This is a genomic window from Halalkalibacter urbisdiaboli (assembly GCF_002156385.1).
GTDB classification, from domain to species: domain Bacteria; phylum Bacillota; class Bacilli; order Bacillales; family Bacillaceae_D; genus Halalkalibacter_A; species Halalkalibacter_A urbisdiaboli.
Genome location: NZ_MVJM01000002.1, coordinates 25,204 through 48,535, shown reverse-complemented (window position 1 = coordinate 48,535; position 23,332 = coordinate 25,204). Strand labels below are relative to the sequence as shown.

The 23,332-nt window shown below is 36.2% G+C and carries 26 protein-coding genes; 15 read left to right on the top strand and 11 right to left on the bottom strand.

Features of this window, described 5'->3' with window-relative positions; translation table 11 throughout:
- Positions 1–12 precede the first annotated feature (12 nt).
- Positions 13–750 carry a bis(5'-nucleosyl)-tetraphosphatase PrpE gene (prpE, locus tag B1R93_RS08140; protein ID WP_088103489.1) on the bottom strand — a complete coding sequence of 246 codons (738 nt, stop codon included), beginning with the start codon at positions 748–750 and terminating at the stop codon, positions 13–15.
- Positions 751–869: 119 nt separating this feature from the next.
- On the opposite strand from prpE, the gene B1R93_RS08135 reads away from it, so the two are divergent.
- From B1R93_RS08135 to fabI, 4 genes are all read left to right on the top strand, one after another.
- Positions 870–2,711: a monovalent cation:proton antiporter family protein gene (locus tag B1R93_RS08135; protein WP_088103488.1), complete on the top strand. Its 1,842-nt coding sequence runs from the start codon at positions 870–872 to the stop codon at positions 2,709–2,711.
- Between the two features lie 94 nt (positions 2,712–2,805).
- A complete protein-coding gene (locus tag B1R93_RS08130; RefSeq protein WP_088103487.1) occupies positions 2,806–4,869 on the top strand; it encodes a cation:proton antiporter in 2,064 nt (687 codons plus the stop codon).
- 64 nt (positions 4,870–4,933) lie between these two features.
- Positions 4,934–5,077, top strand: coding sequence for a hypothetical protein (locus B1R93_RS22960; RefSeq protein ID WP_088103486.1), 144 nt, complete (start codon positions 4,934–4,936; stop codon positions 5,075–5,077).
- Between the two features lie 108 nt (positions 5,078–5,185).
- Positions 5,186–5,965 carry an enoyl-ACP reductase FabI gene (gene fabI, locus B1R93_RS08120; protein ID WP_165763823.1) on the top strand — a complete coding sequence of 260 codons (780 nt, stop codon included), beginning with the start codon at positions 5,186–5,188 and terminating at the stop codon, positions 5,963–5,965.
- Positions 5,966–6,019: 54 nt separating this feature from the next.
- On the opposite strand, the gene B1R93_RS23915 is transcribed toward fabI, so the two are convergent.
- Complete coding sequence (locus B1R93_RS23915) at positions 6,020–6,400, bottom strand: hypothetical protein (RefSeq protein ID WP_088103484.1); 381 nt, start codon at positions 6,398–6,400, stop codon at positions 6,020–6,022.
- A 154-nt stretch (positions 6,401–6,554) separates the two neighbouring features.
- Entirely contained in the window at positions 6,555–6,887 is a 333-nt protein-coding gene (locus B1R93_RS08110) for a hypothetical protein (RefSeq protein WP_088103483.1), read from the bottom strand.
- Between the two features lie 174 nt (positions 6,888–7,061).
- Here B1R93_RS08110 and B1R93_RS08105 point away from each other — a divergent pair, with 174 nt between their 5' ends.
- The 6 genes from B1R93_RS08105 (at position 7,062) to B1R93_RS08080 (ending at position 10,827) form a co-directional block, all read left to right on the top strand.
- The gene (locus tag B1R93_RS08105; RefSeq protein WP_088103482.1) at positions 7,062–7,277 is read left to right on the top strand and encodes a hypothetical protein; all 216 of its coding nucleotides are present in this window, start codon (positions 7,062–7,064) and stop codon (positions 7,275–7,277) included.
- 185 nt (positions 7,278–7,462) lie between these two features.
- Complete coding sequence (locus tag B1R93_RS08100; protein WP_088103481.1) at positions 7,463–7,813, top strand: DUF1360 domain-containing protein; 351 nt, start codon at positions 7,463–7,465, stop codon at positions 7,811–7,813.
- A gap of 16 nt (positions 7,814–7,829) precedes the next feature.
- On the top strand, positions 7,830–8,570 hold the full coding sequence (locus B1R93_RS08095; protein WP_088103480.1) for a sugar phosphate nucleotidyltransferase: 741 nt from the start codon (positions 7,830–7,832) through the stop codon (positions 8,568–8,570).
- Entirely contained in the window at positions 8,571–9,527 is a 957-nt protein-coding gene (rfbB, locus tag B1R93_RS08090) for a dTDP-glucose 4,6-dehydratase (protein WP_088103479.1), read from the top strand.
- The gene (rfbD, locus tag B1R93_RS08085; RefSeq protein WP_088103478.1) at positions 9,524–10,375 is read left to right on the top strand and encodes a dTDP-4-dehydrorhamnose reductase; all 852 of its coding nucleotides are present in this window, start codon (positions 9,524–9,526) and stop codon (positions 10,373–10,375) included. The genes rfbB and rfbD overlap by 4 nt, the downstream gene beginning before the upstream one ends.
- Positions 10,372–10,827, top strand: coding sequence for a dTDP-4-dehydrorhamnose 3,5-epimerase family protein (locus B1R93_RS08080; protein WP_088103477.1), 456 nt, complete (start codon positions 10,372–10,374; stop codon positions 10,825–10,827). Before rfbD ends, B1R93_RS08080 begins: the two co-directional genes overlap by 4 nt.
- Before the next feature lie 119 nt (positions 10,828–10,946).
- On the opposite strand, the gene B1R93_RS08075 is transcribed toward B1R93_RS08080, so the two are convergent.
- The 8 genes from B1R93_RS08075 to B1R93_RS08045 form a co-directional block, all read right to left on the bottom strand.
- The gene (locus tag B1R93_RS08075; RefSeq protein ID WP_088103476.1) at positions 10,947–11,516 is read right to left on the bottom strand and encodes a sulfotransferase family protein; all 570 of its coding nucleotides are present in this window, start codon (positions 11,514–11,516) and stop codon (positions 10,947–10,949) included.
- 314 nt (positions 11,517–11,830) lie between these two features.
- Positions 11,831–12,604 carry a sulfotransferase family 2 domain-containing protein gene (locus B1R93_RS08070; protein WP_165763767.1) on the bottom strand — a complete coding sequence of 258 codons (774 nt, stop codon included), beginning with the start codon at positions 12,602–12,604 and terminating at the stop codon, positions 11,831–11,833.
- Between the two features lie 16 nt (positions 12,605–12,620).
- Complete coding sequence (locus B1R93_RS08065; protein ID WP_088103474.1) at positions 12,621–13,382, bottom strand: sulfotransferase family 2 domain-containing protein; 762 nt, start codon at positions 13,380–13,382, stop codon at positions 12,621–12,623.
- Positions 13,383–13,511: 129 nt separating this feature from the next.
- Positions 13,512–14,642, bottom strand: a complete 1,131-nt coding sequence (sat, locus tag B1R93_RS08060; protein WP_088103473.1) for a sulfate adenylyltransferase — start codon at positions 14,640–14,642, stop codon at positions 13,512–13,514.
- Positions 14,643–14,746: 104 nt separating this feature from the next.
- The gene (locus B1R93_RS08055; RefSeq protein WP_088103472.1) at positions 14,747–16,510 is read right to left on the bottom strand and encodes an SLC13 family permease; all 1,764 of its coding nucleotides are present in this window, start codon (positions 16,508–16,510) and stop codon (positions 14,747–14,749) included.
- A 363-nt stretch (positions 16,511–16,873) separates the two neighbouring features.
- On the bottom strand, positions 16,874–17,065 hold the full coding sequence (locus B1R93_RS08050; RefSeq protein ID WP_088103471.1) for a hypothetical protein: 192 nt from the start codon (positions 17,063–17,065) through the stop codon (positions 16,874–16,876).
- 36 nt (positions 17,066–17,101) lie between these two features.
- A complete protein-coding gene (locus B1R93_RS22955) occupies positions 17,102–17,248 on the bottom strand; it encodes a hypothetical protein (protein WP_165763766.1) in 147 nt (48 codons plus the stop codon).
- Between the two features lie 186 nt (positions 17,249–17,434).
- A complete protein-coding gene (locus tag B1R93_RS08045) occupies positions 17,435–18,496 on the bottom strand; it encodes a glycosyltransferase family 4 protein (RefSeq protein ID WP_088103470.1) in 1,062 nt (353 codons plus the stop codon).
- Positions 18,497–18,795: 299 nt separating this feature from the next.
- On the opposite strand from B1R93_RS08045, the gene wecB reads away from it, so the two are divergent.
- From wecB to B1R93_RS08020, 5 genes are read left to right on the top strand one after another with little or no spacing between them, the layout of a single operon-like run.
- Complete coding sequence (gene wecB / locus B1R93_RS08040) at positions 18,796–19,893, top strand: non-hydrolyzing UDP-N-acetylglucosamine 2-epimerase (protein WP_088103469.1); 1,098 nt, start codon at positions 18,796–18,798, stop codon at positions 19,891–19,893.
- On the top strand, positions 19,880–20,866 hold the full coding sequence (locus tag B1R93_RS08035; RefSeq protein WP_088103468.1) for a polysaccharide biosynthesis protein: 987 nt from the start codon (positions 19,880–19,882) through the stop codon (positions 20,864–20,866). The genes wecB and B1R93_RS08035 overlap by 14 nt, the downstream gene beginning before the upstream one ends.
- Positions 20,866–21,699 (top strand): SDR family oxidoreductase, encoded by an 834-nt coding sequence (locus B1R93_RS08030; RefSeq protein WP_088103467.1) that lies wholly within the window; start codon positions 20,866–20,868, stop codon positions 21,697–21,699. Before B1R93_RS08035 ends, B1R93_RS08030 begins: the two co-directional genes overlap by 1 nt.
- Positions 21,689–22,594: an NAD-dependent epimerase/dehydratase family protein gene (locus tag B1R93_RS08025; protein WP_088103466.1), complete on the top strand. Its 906-nt coding sequence runs from the start codon at positions 21,689–21,691 to the stop codon at positions 22,592–22,594. Before B1R93_RS08030 ends, B1R93_RS08025 begins: the two co-directional genes overlap by 11 nt.
- A 4-nt stretch (positions 22,595–22,598) precedes the next feature.
- Entirely contained in the window at positions 22,599–23,309 is a 711-nt protein-coding gene (locus tag B1R93_RS08020; protein WP_088103465.1) for a glycosyltransferase, read from the top strand.
- Positions 23,310–23,332 lie beyond the last annotated feature (23 nt).

Sequence of the window (23,332 nt, the reverse complement as noted above, 5' to 3'; positions counted from 1 at the left end):
TCTGTATAAAAATTAATCAAAACTGCGGAATTTTTCTTCTACATATGGCAGACTTGAAGGTACATCAACGACGGTCATCTCTGGGTAACGTAAAGCGGATAGTTTTCCGCCAAATACGCAGCCTGTATCAATGTTGACGGTACGGTGAACGAAGCGAGCTTCTTTAACTGGAGTATGTCCATAAACGACCCACGCATCTCCTTGATAATGTTGAGCCCAATCTCTTCTAACCGGTGTCCCATCAGGATTTGTTTCACCTGTAATATCACCATACAAGACAAAGGTTTTGACTCGCTTTGTTGTTTGACCAATATCCTTCGCTTGAATCCCTGCATGGGCAACTACGAGCTGTTTATGGTCAAGAACTTGATAAAGTGGAGACGTCTCGATTAGCTTCATAAAGGCTGCTTTTATTTTTTTATACCGTCTATTGTCAACTGCTTGCAGCTCAGCTACTGTTGTTTCAAGACCATGCGTTTGTTGGACTTTTCGTCCAAGAAAGTAACGATAGAGCTTATCACAATGATTGCCCGGGACGTAAAAGGCATGACCGGCTTCAACGAGTTTGGAAACGAGTTCAATGACATCTAAAGAACGTGGCCCCCTATCCGTTAAGTCTCCGATAAAAGCAAGCTTTCTGCCATCTGGATGAAGATAAAGGTCATCCTTTTTCACATAACCAAGCTTTTCAACTAATAAGGATAATTCATCAAAACAGCCATGGATATCACCAATACAGTCGATTTGCATGTTTCTCACTCCTGATTTTTACACTAGTATCACATATAAAGCCTATATTTAACCTTACATACTAAGATCATACATGCTATACTACCTTTTTATCAAATTCGAACAAGGGGGGATCACAAGTGGAAGAACATGTTGCCGTGACTTCGCTCGTTGTTGTCGTATTAGTGGCTTTTTTAATCCCTGTCTTACTACATAAGCTAAAGCTCCGTATTATTCCAGTTGTTGTTGCTGAAATTATTGCTGGAATGGTTATTGGTAGGAGTGGGTTTAATCTAGTGTCTCAAGATATTTGGTTAGAAACATTGTCCCTACTTGGTTTCATTTTTTTAATGTTTTTGAGTGGACTTGAAATCGATTTTTCCGCATTCGCAGGTAAAGGAAGGAAGCGATTGCTACAAAATGGGATTAAGGAGCCTAATACATTTATAGCCGCAACGCTTGTTTTTGTGCTGATTTTTGGCCTCTCGTATGCACTTTCGTTATTGTTTGTCGCTATTGGATTTTTGGAAAATGCTTTTTTAATGACATTAATCATTTCAACCATTTCATTAGGTGTCGTTGTACCAACTTTGAAAGAAGAGCATTTGATGAAAACAGCTGTTGGTCAAGTCATATTATTAGTGGCAGTTATAGCAGATTTGGTTACGATGATTTTGTTAGCGGTGTTTGTCTCTATATATGCCGAAGATAGCGGGAACATGTGGTTACTACTTATCCTTTTTGCAGCGGGGGTTTTACTATACTTTGTTGGTAAGAAATTTAGAGACCAAACGTATTTAGAAACAATGACAAAAGGGACTATTCAATTAGATACTCGCGCTATTTTCACATTAATTATTTTGTTAGTTGCCCTATCTGAATCGGTTGGTGCGGAAAATATATTAGGTGCGTTTTTGGCGGGGGTACTCGTTAGTCTATTATCTCCTAATCCGGAAATGGTACATAAATTAGATTCGTTTGGTTATGGGTTTTTGATTCCGATCTTTTTTGTAATGGTCGGGGTCGAGTTAGACATTTGGGCTCTTTTTGAAAATCGTGAAGTATTACTGCTCATTCCTTTGTTATTTATCGCACTCTTAATGTCGAAATTATTGCCATCGTTATTACTCCTTCGCTGGTATGATTGGAAAACGGCGGTTGGTGCTGGTTTCTTATTAACTTCGACATTATCACTAGTCATTGCGGCTGCATCCATCGGAGAAAGAATTGGAGTGATTACCGAAGAATTATCATCGGCACTGATCCTTGTTGCAGTCATTTCCTGCATTGTGACACCGATTGCTTTCAAAAAGCTCTTCCCTAAACAGGAAACGGGGCATGAAAAGAAAAAGCTTTTTATTATTGGAGCAAACCAACTAACGTTACCTATAACCTTGCAAATAGATAGCGAAGCATATGAAACTAGATTATTTCATACGAAAAAGCAGGAGCAAGAGGGGATTGAGAGCTCATTTCATATCGAGGAATTAGCTGCTTTTACTAAGGGAGAATTGGAGCGAGTAGAAGCATTTGACGCAGATATTCTTGTACTTGCTACAGGAGATGAAAAAACAAACTTTAAACTAGCGATTGAAGCAAAAGAGACTTTTGGTACAGAACGGGTTATCGCAAGAGTAGAATCTAACTTGTATCAGTCACGTTTAGAGGCTTGTGGTGTTAGTGTGTTTTCTGTTTTCTTTTCCAATCAGGCAGTACTCCGTGCGATGATTCAATCGCCAAATGTTGTTGATTTATTTGAAAAAAAAGAGAATGGGTTATATCAAATTCAAATGAAAAATAGGGTGTATCAAGGAAGAAAGCTACGCGACTTTCCGCATTTAGGAGATACAGTATTTGTTCGTATCTTTCGAGGAAATGAATCACTTGTACCACATGGTGATACAGAATTACAGGTCGGTGACCATATTATTGTTACTGGTGGTAAAGAGCACGTTCGGAAGCTAAGAGAGATTTTTTCCTGAAAGGTTTTGCGACATTAAACCGTTCTACTGTCTTTTTATTGACATAAAAGGGGATATTTTTATCTTGAATTAAATGGAAAAGAGGTGAGGCCGTTTGCTACAGCAACCAGTGACAAATCCGGTGCTTATTTTTGCGATTGCAATGGTCGTGTTTTTAATTGCCCCGCTTATTATGGCGAGGTTACGAATTCCAGGTTTGATCGGCCTTATTTTTGCTGGAGTCATCATTGGACCAAATGGTCTCGGCTTAATCGACCGTGATCCAACAATTGTGTTACTAGGGACAGTAGGCTTACTTTATATTATTTTTATTGCAGGACTTGAGATTGATCTAGAAGGCTTTAAAAAATACCGTTCTAGAAGTTTGACATTTGGGACACTTTCTTTTACTGTTCCTTTTATTTTTGGGACGGTAGCGACTTATTTTCTAGGCTATTCAATGGCTGCTGCTATTTTGTTAGGTTCTTTATTAGGTTCGCATACGCTACTTGCATATCCAATTGCAAGTCGCTTAGGAATAGCAAAAAATAAAGCCGTCACCACAACTGTTGGTGGAACAATTATGACTGATACCATTGCTCTTCTTGTACTTGCGATTGTTGCCGGTGCAGCTACTGGTGAGCTCTCCACTTCTTTTTGGATGGTACTCGTTAGTTCCCTTATTATCTATGTGGCAGCTGTCTTCTTAATCGTACCACTGTTAGCAAGGTTCTTTTTTAGGATCCTAGGGAGTGAGGGTGCATTAGAATTTATTTTTGTGATGGCTGTACTGTTTGTGTCGGCATACCTTGCTACGATGGCAGGCCTTGAACCAATAATTGGTGCCTTCCTAGCAGGTCTAGCTTTAAATCGTTTCATTACTGAACAAAGTACATTGATGAACCGTATTAAATTTGTTGGAAATGCATTGTTTATTCCTTTTTTCTTATTATCTGTTGGGATGTTAATGGACATACGAGTGTTATTATCAGAGCCCTCTGCTTGGGTTTTGGCTGCACTTGTTGTGGTTCTCGTAAATGCAGGGAAATTTCTTGCTGCATGGATTAGTGGGAAAATCTACGGTTATTCAACAGAAGAAATTAAGCTAATGTTTGGATTATCAATCCCGCAAGCTGCTGCAACGTTAGCAGCAACATTAGTAGGCTTTGACCTTGGTTTATTTAATCAGTCAACCGTTAATGCAGTTATTGTGATGATTTTAGTTACTTGTATTGTTGGCCCATATATGGTTGAAACGTATTCACGAAAAATTGCGTTACAAGAGGAGCAAAAGCCATATGAACCCTCTCTTGCACCAGAACGGGTTATGGTACCTGTCGCAAATCCTAAGACGATGGAATCGCTCTTGGACTTGGCGTTTATCGTAAGAGGTACATCTCCTGAGCCGTTGTATGCATTGTCTGTTGCACAACGTGGGCTTGAGGATTCGGATCATCGCCTTATTCAAGCAGAAAAGGTATTAGACCGAGCAGCAGAACATGCAGCCGGAGCGGAAGTCCCGTTACAAAAGTTAACGAGGGTTGTTCCGAATATCACATCGGCAATTAAACGTGCGATAGAAGATTCTCGTATCACAACAATAGTCATAGGCTGGAATGGAAGGCTGTCGACACCACAACGGATTTTTGGGGGGATCTTGGATCAATTGCTAGAACGAACGACACAGATGATCCTTGTATCTAAGCTTGGACACCCATTAAATACGACGAAACGATTGGTTGTTGTTATTCCTCCTGGATTTGATCATAAATCAGGTTTTTATGATGCAATAAGATTAGTGAAGCAGTTAGCTTCTCAGCTAGGCGCAATGCTCGTTTGTTATATCATTAAGGATGAATTAGGATCTTATGAAAAAGCATTCAAGGATGTAAAACCTGAATATACTAGCACCTTTATTACGGTTGAATCGTGGAATGAATTACATGAAGAGTATATGCCTGCTTTGACAAAGGATGATTTAGTTGTTGTGTTAAGTGCGAGAAGAGGAACGTTAGCATGGCATCCACAGCTGGAAAGACTTCCACGCGTTTTAGCTAAATCGATTCCTGAAAGCTTTATTATCGTCTACTCCCCAGAAAAGGAAGAAGTTGATTTAAGAGGGTCGAGAGGGACGGATGTACCAAGAACGGTGCTCACGAGAAAGTCATATGATGGTTAGAGCCGACAACGGTTTACGTTGTCGCTTTTTTGGTGAACCTATTCATATAAAGGAGTGATTACTAGTGGAACCGATCATTATTTGTCCATCTTGTCACGATGAGCGACCGATTTCGAATCTGCTAACTGCACAATCGAATCAAAATGTTATCTATCAATGTAAGAAATGTCATTATGAACAAAGGAATATCCCGACGAAGAAGGGATAGCAAGGATTTATGTTGAAAAATACTAGAGACCTGTCCACATCGAGAGAGTTATGCTATAATATTTAGTACTTGGTACTAATAACTACCCACAATGGAGGAGAAATCATGATTCAATTATCATTGCAAGATCGTACATATGTTGTTATGGGAGTTGCGAATAAGCGTAGTATCGCATGGGGAATTGCTCAATCATTGGCAAAAGCTGGTGCAAGACTCATTTTCACATTTGCTGGGGAAAGACTAGAAAAAAACGTTCGTGATTTAATGGAGACTTTAGAACGTGATGACCATCTCATTCTTCCATGTGATGTGACGAATGACGAAGAAATTGACAAAACCTTTTCTTCAATTAAAGAGCAGGTCGGTACAATCCATGGAATAGCTCATTGTATTGCGTTTGCAAATAAAGATGAGCTTGAAGGGGAGTACTTAAATACGACGAGAGAAGGGTTTTTACTAGCTCAAAATATTAGTGCGTACTCTCTTACAGCAGTAGCAAAAGCTGCACGTCCTTTAATGACAGAAGGAGCTAGCATTGTGACCCTTACATATTTAGGCGGAGAAAGAGTTGTTCGTAATTATAATGTTATGGGTGTGGCAAAAGCGTCTCTTGATGCAAGTGTAAAATACTTGGCTAATGACCTAGGTAAAGATAATATTCGCGTGAACGCTATTTCTGCTGGTCCAATTCGTACTTTAGCAGCGAAAGGAATTGGTGGCTTCAATGATGTATTAAAAGAAATTGAAGAGCGTTCTCCTCTACGCCGTACAACAACGCAAGAAGAAGTTGGTGACACAGCTCTATTTTTAATGAGTGACCTTTCTCGTGGTATGACAGGTGAATTATTACACGTGGATAGTGGATATAATATTTTATCATTGTCATAATTTAGAACGGGGATATCCTAAAAGGTCGAACCTTTTGGGGTATCCCCTTGTTGATTAGCGAGGTGGTTGCTGTTGGCCTCCTAATAATGTGCCTACTTGACCACCGAGCCAAGGCCAAAAGCCACCGCCACCGAACTGGCCGCCACCTGGATACCATGGTGAGTACGGAGGACGTGGACGTGGGGAAGGTTGCGGTGGAATTGGGCCATAGTATGGACTTATCCCTACTAAATCACTGTGGTGGACTTGAATATATTGAGGTTGATAAGCGTAACTTGTGTACATAAATAATGATACCATTCCTGTTCTACGACTGTAGTCAATAACATAGGCAACGACCTGCCCATAATTAGGAATTGACGTAGTAATCCATTGACCAACATACTGCCTAATAACGTTTGGTGGTAGGAATTGTACAGATGGTTGCTGATACATGATGAAAAAGCCTCCTTAGATTAAATTCTTTATACTGTATGTCAAAGCGTATAAATGGGTGAATAATTAGAATGATGTTAGAAGTGTAGAAGGCTAGTTCAAATCGAAACAGCAAGGATATTAAAGATGGCCTCAAGTAGCTAGTAACATTGAATTAGTCATTCGGCAGAGAGAGCCAAGGCTTCGGGTGATGAGGCTCACTACGGTACCACTGATATTGTTTAATTGGTTTTCTTTTGTAAAATAGATTAATATTATGCCCAGGTGTCAAAATAATCTCTTCATAAGCTTGATTCTCTTCATTTATATGGTTAAACGTTACTTTCCTTTCTTGGAGATAGATTCGAATAGTTCGTACGGTTGAGTTGTTAGTATTAGGTACTGATTCAAGCGTAGGTTCACCTTTATTGTTGACCAGCTCTTCGTATTCATTTAATGCCTGTTCAAGATTACGAAAGGCTTGTTCTTCCTGTTTTTTCAATTCCATTGTCATCGCCCTTTCACTGTTTATAATAAAATAATATGATTAAGCTTCTTAACGGTATCTATATGAGCTAATCCAATATTTTAGTCTTCTTCAGTAGTAATTAAACATAGACATATAGCTGAAGTTCAATCCATATATATTTAATTAAACAAGTGGATGAAGAGGAGGATGACAATGACTAAACATTCAGGGCCATTACTTTATATTCAACAGCCCAACGAACCTAAAATAGAACTCCAAAATCAACCATTTATTTATAAAAAACATTTTACAGACAAGGTGAACTCTCCGGAACAGAATAAGAAGGAAATGAAGCGTTCAGAAGTACAATATCAGTTAAATCTCCACAAAATAGAAGCAAATGAAGAAGAGAACAAAGATAAAGAGTAACATCCAAACATGATAAAGCCCAAGGAAATGAAAGTTTCCTTGGGCTTTATTATGTTGAAAAAAAAGTTCCCATAAATTGAATGATAAATTTCGAGAGGAGCTTATAACATTTTTTTTGAACCGATATATATTGAAGTACATAAGGTATAGAGGAAATTTATTTTAAAGTAAAGGGGAGGGAGACGTTGTACATCGACTTACTCCAATTATTACTTTTAACATTGGCGTGTTATCGCTTAACACGATTAATCGTGTTTGATCAAATAACCCAATGGCTAAGAAATCCATTTATTGATGAAGTAGAAGAACAAAGGCCAGATGGAACGATTGAAATTTATGTAAACATTAAAGGAAATGGACTAAGACGCTGGATCGGTGAATTATTAAGCTGCTTTTGGTGCACGGGGATATGGAGTGCTGTAGTGCTAGTTGGTGGGTATTGGTTCTTTCCTTCTTTTTTTATTCCAATCATCATTGTCCTCTCAGTTGCAGGAGCTGCCTCGTTCATTGAGGTCGTTGTTCAACGCTTATCATAGCAAGGGGTGAAAAGAAATGAGAAAAGCTGTTATTCTTGCAGGAGGAACTGGCTCACGATTATCTCCGATCACTCGTATCATAAATAAACATTTACTTCCAGTTGGAAAGTATCCGATGATTTATTGGCCTATACTAAAGGTAAAGGAGGCAGGAATCACGGATATTCTTATTTTAACTTCACGAGAACACTTAAGTTCATTTATTCAATTATTAGGTGATGGGAAAGAGCTTGGTGTCTGTCTGCATTTTGCTATACAAGAGCAGGCAAGTGGAATAGCTGATGCATTATCATTAGCGGAAGATTTTGTTGGGGAAGAAAAATTTCTAGTTCTATTAGGTGATAATTTGTTCGTTGAAGATTTATCCCCTTTTGTCGAACAATTTTATCAGCAAAAAGAAGGGGCATTTATTCTATTAAAGGAAGTGCCGGAAGCGAATAGATATGGAATTGCTTTAATAGATAAACAAACTCAAACCGTTTCTAAACTTATCGAAAAACCTAACATGAAGGGACCTGCTTATTGTGTAACTGGTATATATATGTACGATAAGACCGTTTTTTCCTATATAAAAAAAATAAACCCATCTAAACGAGGCGAACTGGAAATAACAGATGTAAATAATTTTTATGTCCAGCAAGGAACAATGGGGTTTAATATATTGAAAGATTGGTGGATTGATGCAGGAACGCACGAATCTCTATTTCAAGCAAATTTTTACATGTTTGATAATGATCTAAAAGGTAGGAGAAGCTAAATGACAAAAAAAATACTCGTTACTGGGGGAGCAGGATTTATCGGTTCTAATTTTATCGACCTGTTATTACAGGATGATTCATTCAGTGTAACAAATATTGATGTATTGACCTATGCAGGAAAAATGGAAAATATGCATAGCTTTGTACAACATCCTAACTATCGATTTTTCCCTATTGATATTGCTAATAGGGAGGAATTAAATAAGGTATTCGATCAAAACTATGACGCAATTGTTCATTTTGCAGCGGAGTCTCATGTTGACAGAAGTATTCTTGAACCAAGTATTTTTTTGCAAACGAATATTATCGGAACAAATAACTTACTTTCAGCAGTAGTAAATGGCTATGCTGAAAAAATGATCTATGTTTCAACTGATGAAGTTTACGGCTCTTTACGTGAGGGGGAACCACCTTTTACCGAAAAATCTCCACTCGCTGCAAACAATCCATATTCCGCTAGCAAGGCTGGGGCTGATTTATTAGTGCGGGCTTTTCATAAAACGTACAGCGCCCCGGTTATAACAACGAGGTGTAGTAATAATTATGGACCGAGACAAGACAAAGAGAAATTAATATCTAAAACGATTGCAAAAGCATTCAATGACGAAAAAATACCGATTTATGGAGATGGTATGCAAATAAGAGATTGGTTGTTTGTCGAAGATCATTGCAAGGCTCTTTCTGCTGTCTTACAAAATGGCAAGGTTGGGGAGGTTTATAATATAGGTGGAGGGAATGAGCAAACAAATCTTGACGTCGTTAAACAAGTGTTAAATAGCTTGGGAAAGAGTGATACACTCGTTGAGTTTGTTGAAGATAGAAAGGGGCATGACCAACGATACGCAATTAACTGGAATAAGATTAATAGTGAGCTTGGCTGGAAGCCGGCGGTCTCCTTTGAGGAAGGGCTTAAACGTACGATTGAATGGTATAAAAAAAATGGTGATCCAACATGAAGCGTATTCTCATAACAGGTGCGAATGGGCAGCTTGGTAAAGAACTAACGGAAAAAGCTAGTGAGAACTTTACTGTCATGCCATTACGTAAAGAGGATTTAGATATAACAGACTATGAATTAGTTACGGAAACAATGAAACAGCTAAAACCTGACATTATTCTACACACAGCTGCGTATACGGCAGTTGATCAATGTGAAATTGAAAAAATGGCAGCCTATGAGATAAATGCACTAGGCTCCTCGTATATAGCAGAGGCTGCAAATGTAGTTGGAGCAAAACTTATTTATTTCAGTACTGATTTTGTTTTCGATGGAAAAAAAACTAGTCCATATCAAGTAGAGGATGAGCCGAATCCATTAAGTTCGTATGGACTTAGTAAATGGCTTGGGGAACGGCTTGTTTTAACAAAGGCTGAAAACTGTTCGATTATTCGAACGTCATGGCTTTATGGTCATCATGGTCAGAATTTTGTTAAAACAATGCTACGCTTAGCAAAAAAAGGCGAGCCGATTAATGTCGTTGCTGATCAAATTGGAAGTCCGACCTATACAGCTGATTTGGCAGATTATGTACTGAAATTAATTGATAAACCCAATCATCTCTATCATATAAGTAATTCAGGTGCTTGTAGTTGGTTCGACTTTGCAAGAAAAATTTTTGAAAAAGCAGGCTATGATTCAACCCTAGTAAGACCGACAACGACAGAGAGGTTTGGCGCATTAGCTATACGTCCATCATATTCTGTCATGAGTCATCAACAATTAATCAGAGTAGGGTTAGAGCTACCAAGAAAATGGGAACTAGCTTTAGATGATTACTTTATAAAGGGGGAAAATCAACAATGATAGAAGGGGTTAAAGTTAAACAGCTCACAAAGTATTGTGACGATCGTGGTTTTTTTGCTGAACTTGTTCGTGAGGATGAAGCGTTACTCACACGTTTCGGGCAGGCATCGATCTCAATGAGCTATCCAGGTGTGATTAAAGCCTTTCATTATCATGATTACCAAGATGATTTGTGGTTTTTCCCTTCAGGAAATGCCCAGGTTGTTCTTCATGACTTACGAGAACATTCTAAGACAAAAGGGGCAACAGACGTTTATTATATGGGAGTAGAAAATCCAATATTATTATTAATTCCTAAGGGAGTTGCCCACGGGTATCGTGTGCTTGGTCAACAGCCAGCAACCATTGTTTATTTTACAACAGAGGCATATAACCGGGAAAACCCTGATGAGAAACGAATTCCATGGAATGATCCAAGCATTGGATTTGATTGGAAGACAGAGAATCGTTAACTTCATAATAAACGCTCTGTAAAAAGGAGGGTAATAGCAATAAATAATAATACAATGTAAACATAAATGTGTTTCTCCTAATATGAGGCGGGAACACATTTATGTTTTGGCAAGTCTTTTTAAAAGTTTTTAAAGGACTTATCTAGGAATTTCTTTACTTCTTCAAGATGCTGTGTGGGTGCATGTCCTAATCTTTTATTTAGTTCAGAGACAAAATGTTCTGGTGCATGTAAAAGATCATGAAAGTGTATATCTATCACATCCGCTTGTTCCTTTAGTAAGAGTTGTTTTATGCGCTGCTTATTTTCTAGATAAGGCTTTAAAATGCTTCTAGCTTGTGCTCTTGTAAGATGATCGCGGCGAGCAAGGGAAAGAACGGATTCGCGAAACGGGCGATGGACGAAAACATAACTAATATCGGAATGTCTTTGTAAATGTTCTTTCCAATAGTCAATCGTTATCATCATTCTTGGATCTTTTATTCCCCATACTTCCTTTGCATGTTTTGCTAAGAAACGTTGAATATCGTTTTCGGGAAAATTAAGTGTCCTCAGCCTTTTGGGGGAAGGTGGATTCTTCCAGCTTCCACTAGCCTTTGCTAATATTTGCTCATTGAGATTAACAAATTCTACATTTTCAAAATGTCCCTTGGGGTTACCTCTATTTCCACGTAATAATTGTTCACCCATATGAATTCCTACTTGGTGCATTACACCTGCTGTTGCACTTGATCCTGAACGATGAAGGCATAGTACTAGGAACAGTTTTGTGCGGATATATTCACCCCCTTTCTTTTAATAGTTTATGCAAAGATAAACAATTGTGTGTACAAGGTGTACTAGATTAGACTTTATAAGAAATAAAAGAAGGGAAAAGCCCCCTTTTTCAGTGCCCTCGAAACTAGAGCCTTATTTCTACAATAGAATAATGACTTCAGCCAGTCTGTTACTGAAGTCATCTCCTTAATGGAAAATGTCCTTTTAGTCTTCTTCTTATCAACAGCTCACCACTTCCGAACTCCCTTTTTTTTATTTTTTTTGCAGAATTGTTTAATTCTAAATTTAGTGTTTAGATCAAGATTACTAAGTTTATCTTGTAATAAAGCTTTGGCAAACGTATATAGTTGCATGTCAATATTGTTATTTTTAGCTATTTCCTGAAGGATAGTAGGGGAAAGTTGTTCTTTGGTTAATTTCCTTTTTGTAACATTGGCCTTTTTATAGTAAATATGGTTCCAGCCAAAGGTTTCTTTCATTAAAAATAATGATTGATCAAACATTTCAGTAATACCTACTACTGAAAAATGCTCAGTGAGAATTTTTTTTGCTTGTTCAAGGTCATCCTCTGTTAATTCTTCTCCAAACTTATTACCTAAAATATAATGAGTTTGCAAATTATGGTTATGGGGGAGTTCCTGATACTCTTGTAAGCTCATTTCAATTACTTGTTGATGTAAGGTGTGCCAAGGGATATTTCTAATAAAATAATATTCCGAAATGATCCTACTTATTGGTTCACGTAACATGGTGATATAAGTAGAAGTTCTATTAAGGTATTCATGAATCCCAAAAGGAATATGCCCTTGAATGCAGTGAATCTGATTTTTTGATAAGTCTTCTAAGACGTTTGGTAAGTGCTGACGATCAACATAAACATCAAATGACGTACTTGGTTCATAATTTTTTTTTATAATCTTTTTTAATGTAGTCCCGCCCGTTTTAGGCATATGGAGGTGAATGACGATTTGCTCCTGGCGATTAAGAGTTGGATTTTTCATGTTCTTCTCTCCTCTCCTAGACATTCTTTACTGCTTGGTGTTGAATGAACTCGTTTAGGTCATTTTTAGAAGGTTGGTCCAATGACTCGATTTCTTTTAAGAGCATAGCTTTTGCATCATCATAAAGCTGTATATCAAGCTCATTTTTTTCTTTTATCACTTGAAGCAAATCTTCTGGGATATCGTCTTTCTTACTTCTGATTTTAGTTATATTTTTTTTCGTATAGGAAATATCGTTCCATCCTAGCTTTTTTTTCATGATGAAAAGGGACTCATTATACATTTCAGTAATACCGATAGCAGAAAAATGTTGCTTAATATTTAATTGGGCTTTTTGAAAGTCAGGATTTTTTTCTCCAGAAATAAATCTCGTTTGATGGTTTGAAAGAGGAACTTGTATATTCGGATCTGGAGAAAGGATAAATTCTTCAAAAGTCATATTTTTTACTTTTTCATGCATTCGATTTCTTTCATTTTGTAAAATAAAAAAATAGGTAGAGATAATGCGTTCAACCGGGTGCCTGAGCATTGTAATATAAGAGAATGGTTTTTGAAAATGCTCGTGTATACCAAATCGGTGATGGCCATAAATACACTGGAGGTTTTCAAAGTTTCTTTTAGGCTGGTTTAAAACTTGTGCTAATTTTCGTTTTTGGGGTAATTTCATAATTTGTTCTTGGGCATATTGCTTATCAATAATATTCCTTAAGGTAATCCCACCTGTTTTTGGAATATGCATGAAGATAATAAGATTTTGATGTTGGTTAAATGAAATCATATAAACACCTCTATCATAAGTCTCTTTTTCATTAAGGGGTTCGTTCTACATCGTCTACATAAAGATTCATTAATTAGGGATATTTACCTTGGGCCCCTAATATGTAAGGGGCTTAATTAAATCACTATTTTAAAATTGTTTTTTTAAGACTTCTACCACTTCAGCCCGACTAAATTCGGGTGGGAGCTGCTGTCCTTTTCTAAGCATCTCACGTACTTTTGTTCCTGATAAATGGACGTGATGTTCCTTAGGATGTGGACATGTTTTGCTTGAAGCCATGTTCTCGCATTTTTTACAATAGAAGCAGTGCTCATAACAAAGAATATCAATTCCGATATCTTCAGGTTGAAACTGTGAAAAGATCTTTTGTGCATCATATGTTCCATAATAATCTCCAACCCCTGCATGATCTCTTCCTACAATGAAATGGGTACAACCGTAATTTTTTCTTACAAGTGCGTGAAAGATTGCTTCTCTTGGACCTGCGTATCTCATAGTAGCTGGAAATACTGATAAAGAAACTCTTTCTTTTGAATAATAGTTTTTTAGTAAGACTTCGTAGCTCTCCATTCTAATACTTGCAGGAATATCATCAGATTTGGTTTCTCCAACAAGTGGATGCAAAAGTAATCCATCAACCATTTCAAGAGCACACTTCTGAATATATTCATGTGCACGATGAACTGGATTTCTAGTTTGAAAGCCAACAATTGTATTCCAATTTCGTTGTTTAAATTCATTTCTGGTTTCAAAAGGAGTTTTATAAAAGTGAGAAAACTCTTTCTTTTTTGGTGGCATTTTAACTAACGTAATGTCACCTGCTACACAATAATCTGGACGGTTAAAAATCCTTTTAACTCCAGGATGTTTCGTATCCATTGTTTGGTACACTTGTTGGGCTTCAAACTCTTTATCTGGTTTAAACACTTCTTGAAGCTGTAAAATACCATAAACAACCTTTTTATAAGATAGCTTAATTTTTTCTCCGATTTTTAATGTTTCTGCCGTTGTTTTTGTTACAGGTAAAGTAATCGGGATACTCCATATCAAGTTATTTGTTAATCGCATATCCTTTAATACAGATTCATAATCTTGTTTGTTCATAAAGCCAGTTAAAGGGCTATATGCCCCGTTTGCAATTAATTCTAAGTCTGATAGGGCTGTTGAATCGATTTCGATTTCTTTGTTGATTGATGAATGATTACATTCAGTATTTATTCGATTCACTAATCTTCCACCGTGAGGAATACTTAAGGACAAAATAATCACTCCTTTTTGCTTTTTACAACATTTCTGAAAGCCCTGAAAATCAAATTATCTTATCAAAAACAAACCTTCTCCAATTATTCTAGATAGTTGATAAATTATAACCACTTGATTATTGCTAAAAGAATTGTAACTAGCATGCAAATCATACTTAGTGGTAGACCTACCTTTAAATAATCAGTGAATTTATAACCACCTGGTCCATAGACAAGTAAATTTGTTTGATAACCAATAGGTGATAGGAAACTACACGAACAGGCAATTGCAGTTAGCATAGCGAACATTGTTGGGTCAATATTTAGTTGAACCGAAATAGAATATCCTATAGGGAACATTAAGGCAGCGGTTGCGAGATTATTAATGATCTCAGTAAGAATGAGAGTACTGAAATAAAAAATAATCATAATCCCCAATAGTCCAAGCATTGATTGAGACTTCGTGAATAATGAAGCAAGGATATTAGCTAGACCCGTTTTTTCTACAGCACTACCAACACCGATGGAGCTTGCCATTAAGATAATGACGCTCCAGTTAATGGCTTTCTTTGCATCAGAAATGCTTAGTACGTTTGTTAAAAGCAAAATAGCTGCCCCAATTAATGCTAATTTGTAGATAGACAATAACTGAAGAATTGAAGCTAAGATAAAAAATATCAAAACTCCTACTATAATCATATTTTCGTACGTGGAGTTTTTTTTTATTTGTTTAACTGGTGATATAAAATAAAAATCTTCAGAATCCGACCATGTTGTGTTAAAGCCTTTTCCGGTCAATAATAGTAGTGTATCTCCCGGCTTAATAACAATGTTTCCAATACCAGATGTGATTTGTTTACTATTTCGTTGTACAGCAACAATTGCAGCATTGTATTTAGAGCGAAAATTACTTTGTTTAATTTTCTTTGATATAAGTGAAGACGTGCTAGAAATGACGACTTCAACTAGAGAATTTTCCTCAGTTAATAAATGTTGTTTATGACCTGTATAAAGCTTAAAACCGGAAATGTTTTGAAGTTGTATTAATCCATCAGCTCTTCCAGAAAAAATGAGAATATCCCCGGCTTGAAGAATTTCATCATTTGGATCTGGGATAATCTTTTGGTTATTCCTTATAACCTGAATGAGAAAGAGTTGATGAAGCTCCCGCAGCATTGCGTTTTTAATTGTTTTACCTATTAACGATGAATCTCGCTCAATAATAAATTGAAATATATAGTTACGTTGTGTATCTTGGAACATTTTTCGATTATGATCTCGATTAGGTAACAAACGTTGACCAATGAAGACCATATATATAACCCCAATTATCGTTAATGGAATTCCAAAATAAGCAAAATCAAACATTGATAGCCCATCAAAGCCCTTCTCCACTAATAATCCTTTAATAATTAAGTTTGCCGAGGTACCAATCAATGTAATGGTTCCTCCAAGAATAGTCGCATATGATAAGGGGATTAGTAGCTTTGAAGGTTTTATGCGATTAGTGATACCCCAGTTCTGAATAGTGGGGATTAGCATAGTAACGATAGGTGTATTATTCATAAAAGCTGAGAGGGTGCTAACAGGTAGCATGAGCCTTAAAAGTATAGAAGAAAGTGGTTTTTTTTTACTTAACACTTTATCTATTAATTCATTGAGCATACCAGTTTTAGAAACAGCTGATGCAATTATAAAAAGCAAGGCAATGGTATGGACACCTGTATTAGAAAAACCGATTAACGCTTCAGCTGGAGTTAAGATACCTGAAAGAACTAATGTTGATAATGCTAGAAATACAGTTAATTCAGGCACTAGCCATTCATTTATTAAGACAACAAACATAATTAAAATAAGGCTACATAGAACAATGACTTCTAGACTCATCTATCCTCTCTCCCTGACTAAAACCGGATAATAACACATACAATCTGTTTATGTAATTTATCATTGTATGTACATGATATCCGCCTTAATTTTTATACTTTTTTTGGAAATGTATGTATAACTATATATTTGAATAAAAAGGGGGTGTCTCACATAAAGCGTGCACAGTAATGGCTTCATCCGCTACGCGCCTTACGATGAAAACCCCACTCATCGTGAGGGCACTGAAAAACTACTTCTTGTAACTCAAAGAGGAAGTAGTGGCTCCGCACGTTGCGCGCCTTGCTAGGAGAAAACCGCTCATTGCATGAAGGCTGTGCCAATAGGTTAAAAAACAACCTTTTGGCACAGCCTCTTTTTGATTTAAGCGTTAATATTTTGGATGGTTGTAACAGAATATGGGTCACGACATTCTCTTAATTCCTGACGACATTCTCTTCTTTCTGCACGAGCTTCTGAAAGCTCCTGACGACATTCTCTTAGTATTGCTCTTCTTCGTCTAAGCTCTTCACGACATTCACGAAACTCCTGAAATTCATCGGTAGTGTGTGGCATCGTACCACTCCTTTCTAGAAAGTTTATTTGAATAAATTATCTTTGTTCACGACATTCTCTTAAAGCTGCACGACATTGTCGAAGATCTTCTCGTACTTCGGCGCGAAAAGTACGACATTCTTCAATTTTTTGGGGAACTTCATTTACTTTTTGACGACACTCATGCAATCTAGTATGAGCCATATTGTTAATCCCTCCTTCTAAGAAAAATAGAAAGGAGTAATTATCCTTTCTAAGATTTTTATATTCAACAATAGCGAAAATGAGTAGACTACTATACAATTTTGAAAAAAAAAATTAAAACATTTTTAAATTTTTCATCTACCTATAATCATTACTAGGTATTTTAATCTGGTATAAAGTACAATTTTAGAACCCGATTGATTTCATCATTGATAGGAAATTTTGTCTATACTGTTCCGGTGTAAAGTGCTTATTAATATAATTCAATGCATTTGTCTTTAACTCATTGCGTAGCTTCTCGTCTGATAAAAGATGTACAGCCTCGTTAACTGCTAATGGAAGATTTTTTAGTGGAATCATTTTACCGGTTTTATTATGAAAGACAAAGCTTTTAACTCCACCTGAATCTGTACATAAAACTGGACAGCGACAACACATTGCTTCAAGCACTACGTATCCAAAACCTTCTCTTTTTGAAGTAGAACAAAGAAAACCACCTGATTCTCCAATGATTGAATAGTAATTTGCCATTTTTCTGTGGGGAACATTGGAATATAGCTTTAACTTCTTTTCTAACTTTAAATCATTAACCCATTTTTTAAATTGTTTCCTTTGTTTAGGGATTGATGATCGAGGATCTTCAAACATCCATAATTCAACTGTCGGATCTCTTTTAGTAACCTCCGCACCAATTTCTAAGAAATACTTCCAATTCTTATTTTGATCAATTCGACCGACCCACCCGATAATTTTCTTATGATATTTAGCAGTTTCATGAAAAGAAAAGGTATGAGGATTTATACAATTATGAAAGTAAAACGTTTTTAACATAGGAAAGGTGTGCTCGATTAGATTTTTTAAATAAGGAGTATTTGGAGATAAAATCCCGATTACTTCAGTTGGGATTTGTTCCCTTGCATTGGTTAATAGTTCGTTAATATTTGTTCCAAACCCTTGAACATCGTAGATGATTTTCCCTTTATATCCTAACCCGCGTAATCGAGAAACGAATATATAGTCAAGTGTGACAACAATGAGATCATACTTTTCTTTTTCAATTAATTCTTGAATTTCATGATCCTTGTTTGTTGCAAACGTATTTGGGGCAGTCATGTTTTTTAGAGCAGGCCCTTTCATTAAATACAAAAAATGGCAATCGAGATCCTCACTCTGTAATGCCTCAAACCTTTGTTGGTTTAATGTTACAACCCCACCATTCGCCATATAAAATGTGAATAGTATTTTCAAAATACAGTCACCATCCCTTTCTTTTAATGACTTAAATAGTTCATTTTTTATAAACTATGTATTCAATTGACAATATGTTTACACAGACTATGTTGCCCATCTTAGATTAAGTTTCTATGATTGATAATTTTGTCTATACACATTTCAACTATAAACATATAGTGTAGCGAACAAGAGAAACTGATTCTCTTGAAAATTTAATTAGATTTTCAATTTTATGGTCAACTATACAAGCAGAGAAACTTTCCTCGCACATACTAGTTTGGAGGAAAGTTTTCCTTTAAATAAAGGAGGGGACTATGAAAGTTTTAACCGTATTAGGAACGAGACCTGAAATCATTCGTCTCAGTTTAATTATTGAAAAACTTGACCGATATTCTGACCATATTATCGTCCATACTGGTCAAAATTTCACGAAAAGCTTAAGTGACATTTTTTTTGAACAGTTAAACGTTCGTAAACCAGACTATGTTCTATCAACAAGACAGCAAACACTTGGGGAACAACTGTCTACGATGTTTAAAGAATTAGAAGAGATTTTTAAAAAAGAAAAACCAGACAAACTCCTTGTGTTAGGTGATACCAATAGTGGACTAAGCTCTGTTTTAGCAAGAAGAATGGGAATTCCAGTCATTCATATGGAAGCTGGTAACCGATGCTTTGATTGGGATGTACCTGAGGAAGTAAATAGACATGTGATCGATACAGTTTCAACCTATAATTTGCCCTATACAAAAAGGAGTAAGGAAAATCTAATTAAAGAAGGCATGGAGCAAAATCGAATCTTTGTTTCAGGTAATCCGATTTATGAAGTACTAATGAACTATGAAGAACAGATCAATAAAAGTAACGTGTTAGATAACTTAAGAGTGAAAGAAAAAGATTACTTCTTAGTTACAATTCACCGAGCAGAAAATGTCGATAATTCCATACATTTGGTTGAAATATTAAGTGGGTTAAATTCTATTGCAGAAAAATATAACAAAAGACTAATATGCAGTATTCATCCAAGAACAAAAACTAAACTGAACACAAATTTAAAGAATTTTCAAAGACATGAACTAGTCGAATTTCATGAACCATTTGGATTTTTTGACTTTGTAAAGCTAGAGAAACATGCGTTTTGTGTGTTAACAGATAGTGGAACCGTTCAAGAGGAGTGTTGTCTTTTTCATATTCCAACTGTAACAGTTCGAAAAACAACTGAAAGACCTGAGACAGTTGAATGTGGAAGCAATATTGTTTCTGGATTAGATAGAGAGAATATCGTACGGAGTGTGGATGTCATGGTTAATCAGAGTGCAAATTGGTCTTGTCCAGAAGGGTATTCCGATTTAAATGTTTCTGATAAAGTCATTAAATTTATTTTAGGAGGTGCAGATTTTGTTCAAGGATAAAAAAATTCTAGTTACTGGTGGAACAGGATCTTGGGGGTATGAGTTAGTAAGCCAACTTCTTCAACAGCAGCCGAAAGCTGTGATTATTTTTACAAGAAATGAGTCAAATCAAGTGGCGATGAATCGGGCATTTCTCAATAATAAACGGTTACAGTTTGTTATTGGTGATGTGAGAGATAAAGAGGCTTTAGTAGAAGCAAGTAGAGGTTCTGACTATATTTTTCATCTTGCAGCCCTAAAGCATGTGCCAGTATGTGAAGAACAGCCGTATGAGGCTTTAAAAACGAATGTAACAGGAACACAAAATGTGATTGAAGCGGCGATTGAAAATAAAGTAAAAAAAGTGATTTATATTTCGACTGACAAAGCGGCAAATCCATCAAATTTTTATGGGTTTACAAAGGCATTAGGAGAACGGTTAATTATTCACGCAAATTCACTTCCGACAAAAACGCGATTCGTTTGCGTAAGGGGTGGAAACGTACTAGGAACAAATGGGAGTGTTATACATGTCTTTAAAAGTCAAATTGAAAGAGATTCAAAAATTGGTATTACAGACAAACAAATGACGCGATTCTTTTTAACGATTCAAGATGCAATTAAACTTTTATTCAAAGCAACGTATGAGAGCTATGGTGGGGAAATCTTTGTCATGAAAATGCCTACGTGTAAAATTCTAGACTTAGCTCATGTATTAATAGAGGCTTCGGGAAAAAAGAATGTTGAAATTGAAGAACTAGGTGTACGTCCTGGTGAAAAATTGCATGAAATTTTATTTACAGAGTATGAAAGCCAATACGCCGTTCACTATGATAAAGAGTATTTTGTTATTCTCCCTGCCATTTATATCGATGGCTTACAAGAGCATTACTCAAAGTATGAGCTTGTAAATATGGAAAACTATAATTCAAGCCAATCCCTCATGTCTATGGATGAAATTAAAAAGATGCTTCAGAAGGGAGGCTTTATATAATGGATATTTTAATTCTCGGTGGTAAAGGCATGGCTGGTCACATGTTAAAGCAGTATTTAGAAAAAAAAACAAAGTATAACGTTTACTATACGTCAAGAGACCGAAATGATGTTGATGCGATTTTTCTTGATGTTAGGAATCAAGAAAATGTTCGAAATGTCATTGAGGAGCTTAAACCAGATATCGTTATTAATGCCATCGGAATTTTAAATAAAGCAGCAAATGAAAATAGTGAACAATCAATTTTAGTTAACGGGGTATTACCTCATCAAACCGCGAATCTACTTGAACACTACGGTGGAAAACTAATTCAAATTAGTACAGATTGTGTGTTTTCTGGAAAAGAAGGAAACTATAAGGAAAACGATCTACCTGATGGAACGACTATGTATGCAAAAACGAAGGAACTTGGAGAAGTAAAAAGTGACCGACATTTAACTATTAGAACGTCTATTATTGGTCCAGAATTAAAAGATGACGGAATAGGGTTATTTTTATGGTTTATGAAACAATCCGGAAAGATTAAGGGATATCGAAATGTATTATGGAACGGTGTTACTACTTTGGAGCTAGCAAAGGCGATTGAGCAATTTATCGAACAAAATATCACTGGATTATATCATTTATGTACGCATGATAAAATATCAAAATATGAATTATTGAAACAAATACAGTCGGTATTTCACAAAACGGATGTAGTCATTGAACCAGATGATGAAATAAAGCTTGATCGGACGTTAAAAAATACGAGAACGGATTTCGATTATTCAACTCCTTCTTATCAAGAGCAATTGGTTGAGATGAAGGAATGGGTGAAGCCTGATGGGCACTAAACGTATGTTAATAACAGGCGCTTCAGGTTTTACGGGTCAACATGCGTGTGAGTACTTCAAAACAATGGGTATGGAGGTTTATGGAGTCGTTAACAATGGGAAAATTGAGACAAAGGACGTTCATGAAATTAGATGTGACTTATCAGATAAGGAAGCGATTGAAACTGTCATAAAAGATATAAAACCCCACTATCTCCTCCACCTAGCTGGACAAAACGAAGTAAAGGCTTCATGGGAAAATCCGATTGAGTCGTTCGAAATTAATACTTTTTCTACCTTATATTTATTAGAAGCTCTAAGAAAACATCACCCAGCTACAAAAATAGTGATTGTCGGGTCTGCTCTCCAAAGTGATTTATCCAAATTACATGCATTGCCTCATCCTTATAGTTTAACAAAAACAATGCAAATAGTCATATCACGTTCGTGGGAAAAACTATTCTCACTTGATATTACAATTGTAAAACCGTCAAATTTAATAGGGCCGGGCCGCTCGAACGGTGTATGTGGATTATTTGCTGAAAAAATCGCAAAAATGGAACAAGGAAATTCAAAAGAGCCATTACAAGTCTCAAACCCAAATGCAGAAAGGGACTTCCTAGACGTGAGAGATGCGGTAGACGCATATGGTTTTCTATTTGAGAAAGGCAGTAAAGGTGAAGTTTATGACATTGCATCAGGGAATAGTAGGACATTGAAAGAGTTAATAGACACGTTAAAGCAATTAACACCGATTGTGGTTCAAGTTGACTACCAAGATAATAGTAAGAAAGGTGACCCCGTAAGGATAAATACGAAAAAAATAAGTGAACTTGGTTGGAAACCTAGGATTTCCTTTAACGATTCGGTACAGGACAGTTTAAATTTCTTTCGTTCAGAACAACTTAAAAGGTGACAATATGGATAAAGTTACGGTCGTTATACCTTTTTTTAATTGTCAGTATGTAGATAAAGCAATTAACAGTGTATTAAATCAAACACATCAAAATATTGAAATTATCGTTGTGGATGATGGTTCCACAAAATTCAAGTGGAAGCTTCATCCCTTTCAAAAAAAAATAAAATTAATTGAGAAAAAAAATGGTGGTACAGCTAGTGCTTTAAATAAAGGAATTCAGAAAGCAACTGGAGATTATATCGCATGGCTTAGTTCAGATGACGAGTTTGTTCCTGAAAAAATTGAAAAACAACTAGCACTATTAAAACAGGTAGGAGGGGATGTATGTTATACCTCTTTTACATTTATAAATGCTCTTAATGAAGTGATAAGTGGGAAAATAGGAAAAACCTTTGCCCCATTAACCTTTTATAAAAGGATGCAGCGAGAGTGTGTAGTAAATGGCTCAACTATTCTACTGAGCAAACGAGTCTTAACCGAAGTTGGATTATTTGATGAAACACTTAGGTTCGCAAATGACTATGATTATTGGTTAAGAATCATGGGGAATTTTCATTTTTACCATCTAGATGAATCACTTGTTTACTATCGTGTTCACAATCAAATGTCCACAAATCAATATAATTCGAAAATAATATATGAAAAGAAAATGGTGCAAAGAAAGTATAAAAAGAAGCTAAAAAGATTAATAGAATCTTTAACTACTTCGTAACAATTAAAAGAGCTGGAGGTGTG

What these genes read in the sequence shown, in the direction of transcription:
- prpE (WP_088103489.1), bottom strand. Translation starts at nt 750, where the DNA reads ATGCAAATCGACTGTATTGGTGATATCCATGGCTGTTTTGATGAATTA.
- B1R93_RS23915 (WP_088103484.1), bottom strand. Translation starts at nt 6,400, where the DNA reads ATGTATCAGCAACCATCTGTACAATTCCTACCACCAAACGTTATTAGG.
- B1R93_RS08110 (WP_088103483.1), bottom strand. Translation starts at nt 6,887, where the DNA reads ATGGAATTGAAAAAACAGGAAGAACAAGCCTTTCGTAATCTTGAACAG.
- B1R93_RS08105 (WP_088103482.1), top strand. Translation starts at nt 7,062, where the DNA reads ATGACTAAACATTCAGGGCCATTACTTTATATTCAACAGCCCAACGAA.
- B1R93_RS08095 (WP_088103480.1), top strand. Translation starts at nt 7,830, where the DNA reads ATGAGAAAAGCTGTTATTCTTGCAGGAGGAACTGGCTCACGATTATCT.
- rfbB (WP_088103479.1), top strand. Translation starts at nt 8,571, where the DNA reads ATGACAAAAAAAATACTCGTTACTGGGGGAGCAGGATTTATCGGTTCT.
- rfbD (WP_088103478.1), top strand. Translation starts at nt 9,524, where the DNA reads ATGAAGCGTATTCTCATAACAGGTGCGAATGGGCAGCTTGGTAAAGAA.
- B1R93_RS08080 (WP_088103477.1), top strand. Translation starts at nt 10,372, where the DNA reads ATGATAGAAGGGGTTAAAGTTAAACAGCTCACAAAGTATTGTGACGAT.
- B1R93_RS08075 (WP_088103476.1), bottom strand. Translation starts at nt 11,516, where the DNA reads ATGGGTGAACAATTATTACGTGGAAATAGAGGTAACCCCAAGGGACAT.
- B1R93_RS08070 (WP_165763767.1), bottom strand. Translation starts at nt 12,604, where the DNA reads ATGAAAAATCCAACTCTTAATCGCCAGGAGCAAATCGTCATTCACCTC.
- B1R93_RS08065 (WP_088103474.1), bottom strand. Translation starts at nt 13,382, where the DNA reads ATGATTTCATTTAACCAACATCAAAATCTTATTATCTTCATGCATATT.
- B1R93_RS08055 (WP_088103472.1), bottom strand. Translation starts at nt 16,510, where the DNA reads ATGAGTCTAGAAGTCATTGTTCTATGTAGCCTTATTTTAATTATGTTT.
- B1R93_RS08050 (WP_088103471.1), bottom strand. Translation starts at nt 17,065, where the DNA reads ATGCCACACACTACCGATGAATTTCAGGAGTTTCGTGAATGTCGTGAA.
- B1R93_RS22955 (WP_165763766.1), bottom strand. Translation starts at nt 17,248, where the DNA reads ATGGCTCATACTAGATTGCATGAGTGTCGTCAAAAAGTAAATGAAGTT.
- wecB (WP_088103469.1), top strand. Translation starts at nt 18,796, where the DNA reads ATGAAAGTTTTAACCGTATTAGGAACGAGACCTGAAATCATTCGTCTC.
- B1R93_RS08030 (WP_088103467.1), top strand. Translation starts at nt 20,866, where the DNA reads ATGGATATTTTAATTCTCGGTGGTAAAGGCATGGCTGGTCACATGTTA.
- B1R93_RS08025 (WP_088103466.1), top strand. Translation starts at nt 21,689, where the DNA reads ATGGGCACTAAACGTATGTTAATAACAGGCGCTTCAGGTTTTACGGGT.
- B1R93_RS08020 (WP_088103465.1), top strand. Translation starts at nt 22,599, where the DNA reads ATGGATAAAGTTACGGTCGTTATACCTTTTTTTAATTGTCAGTATGTA.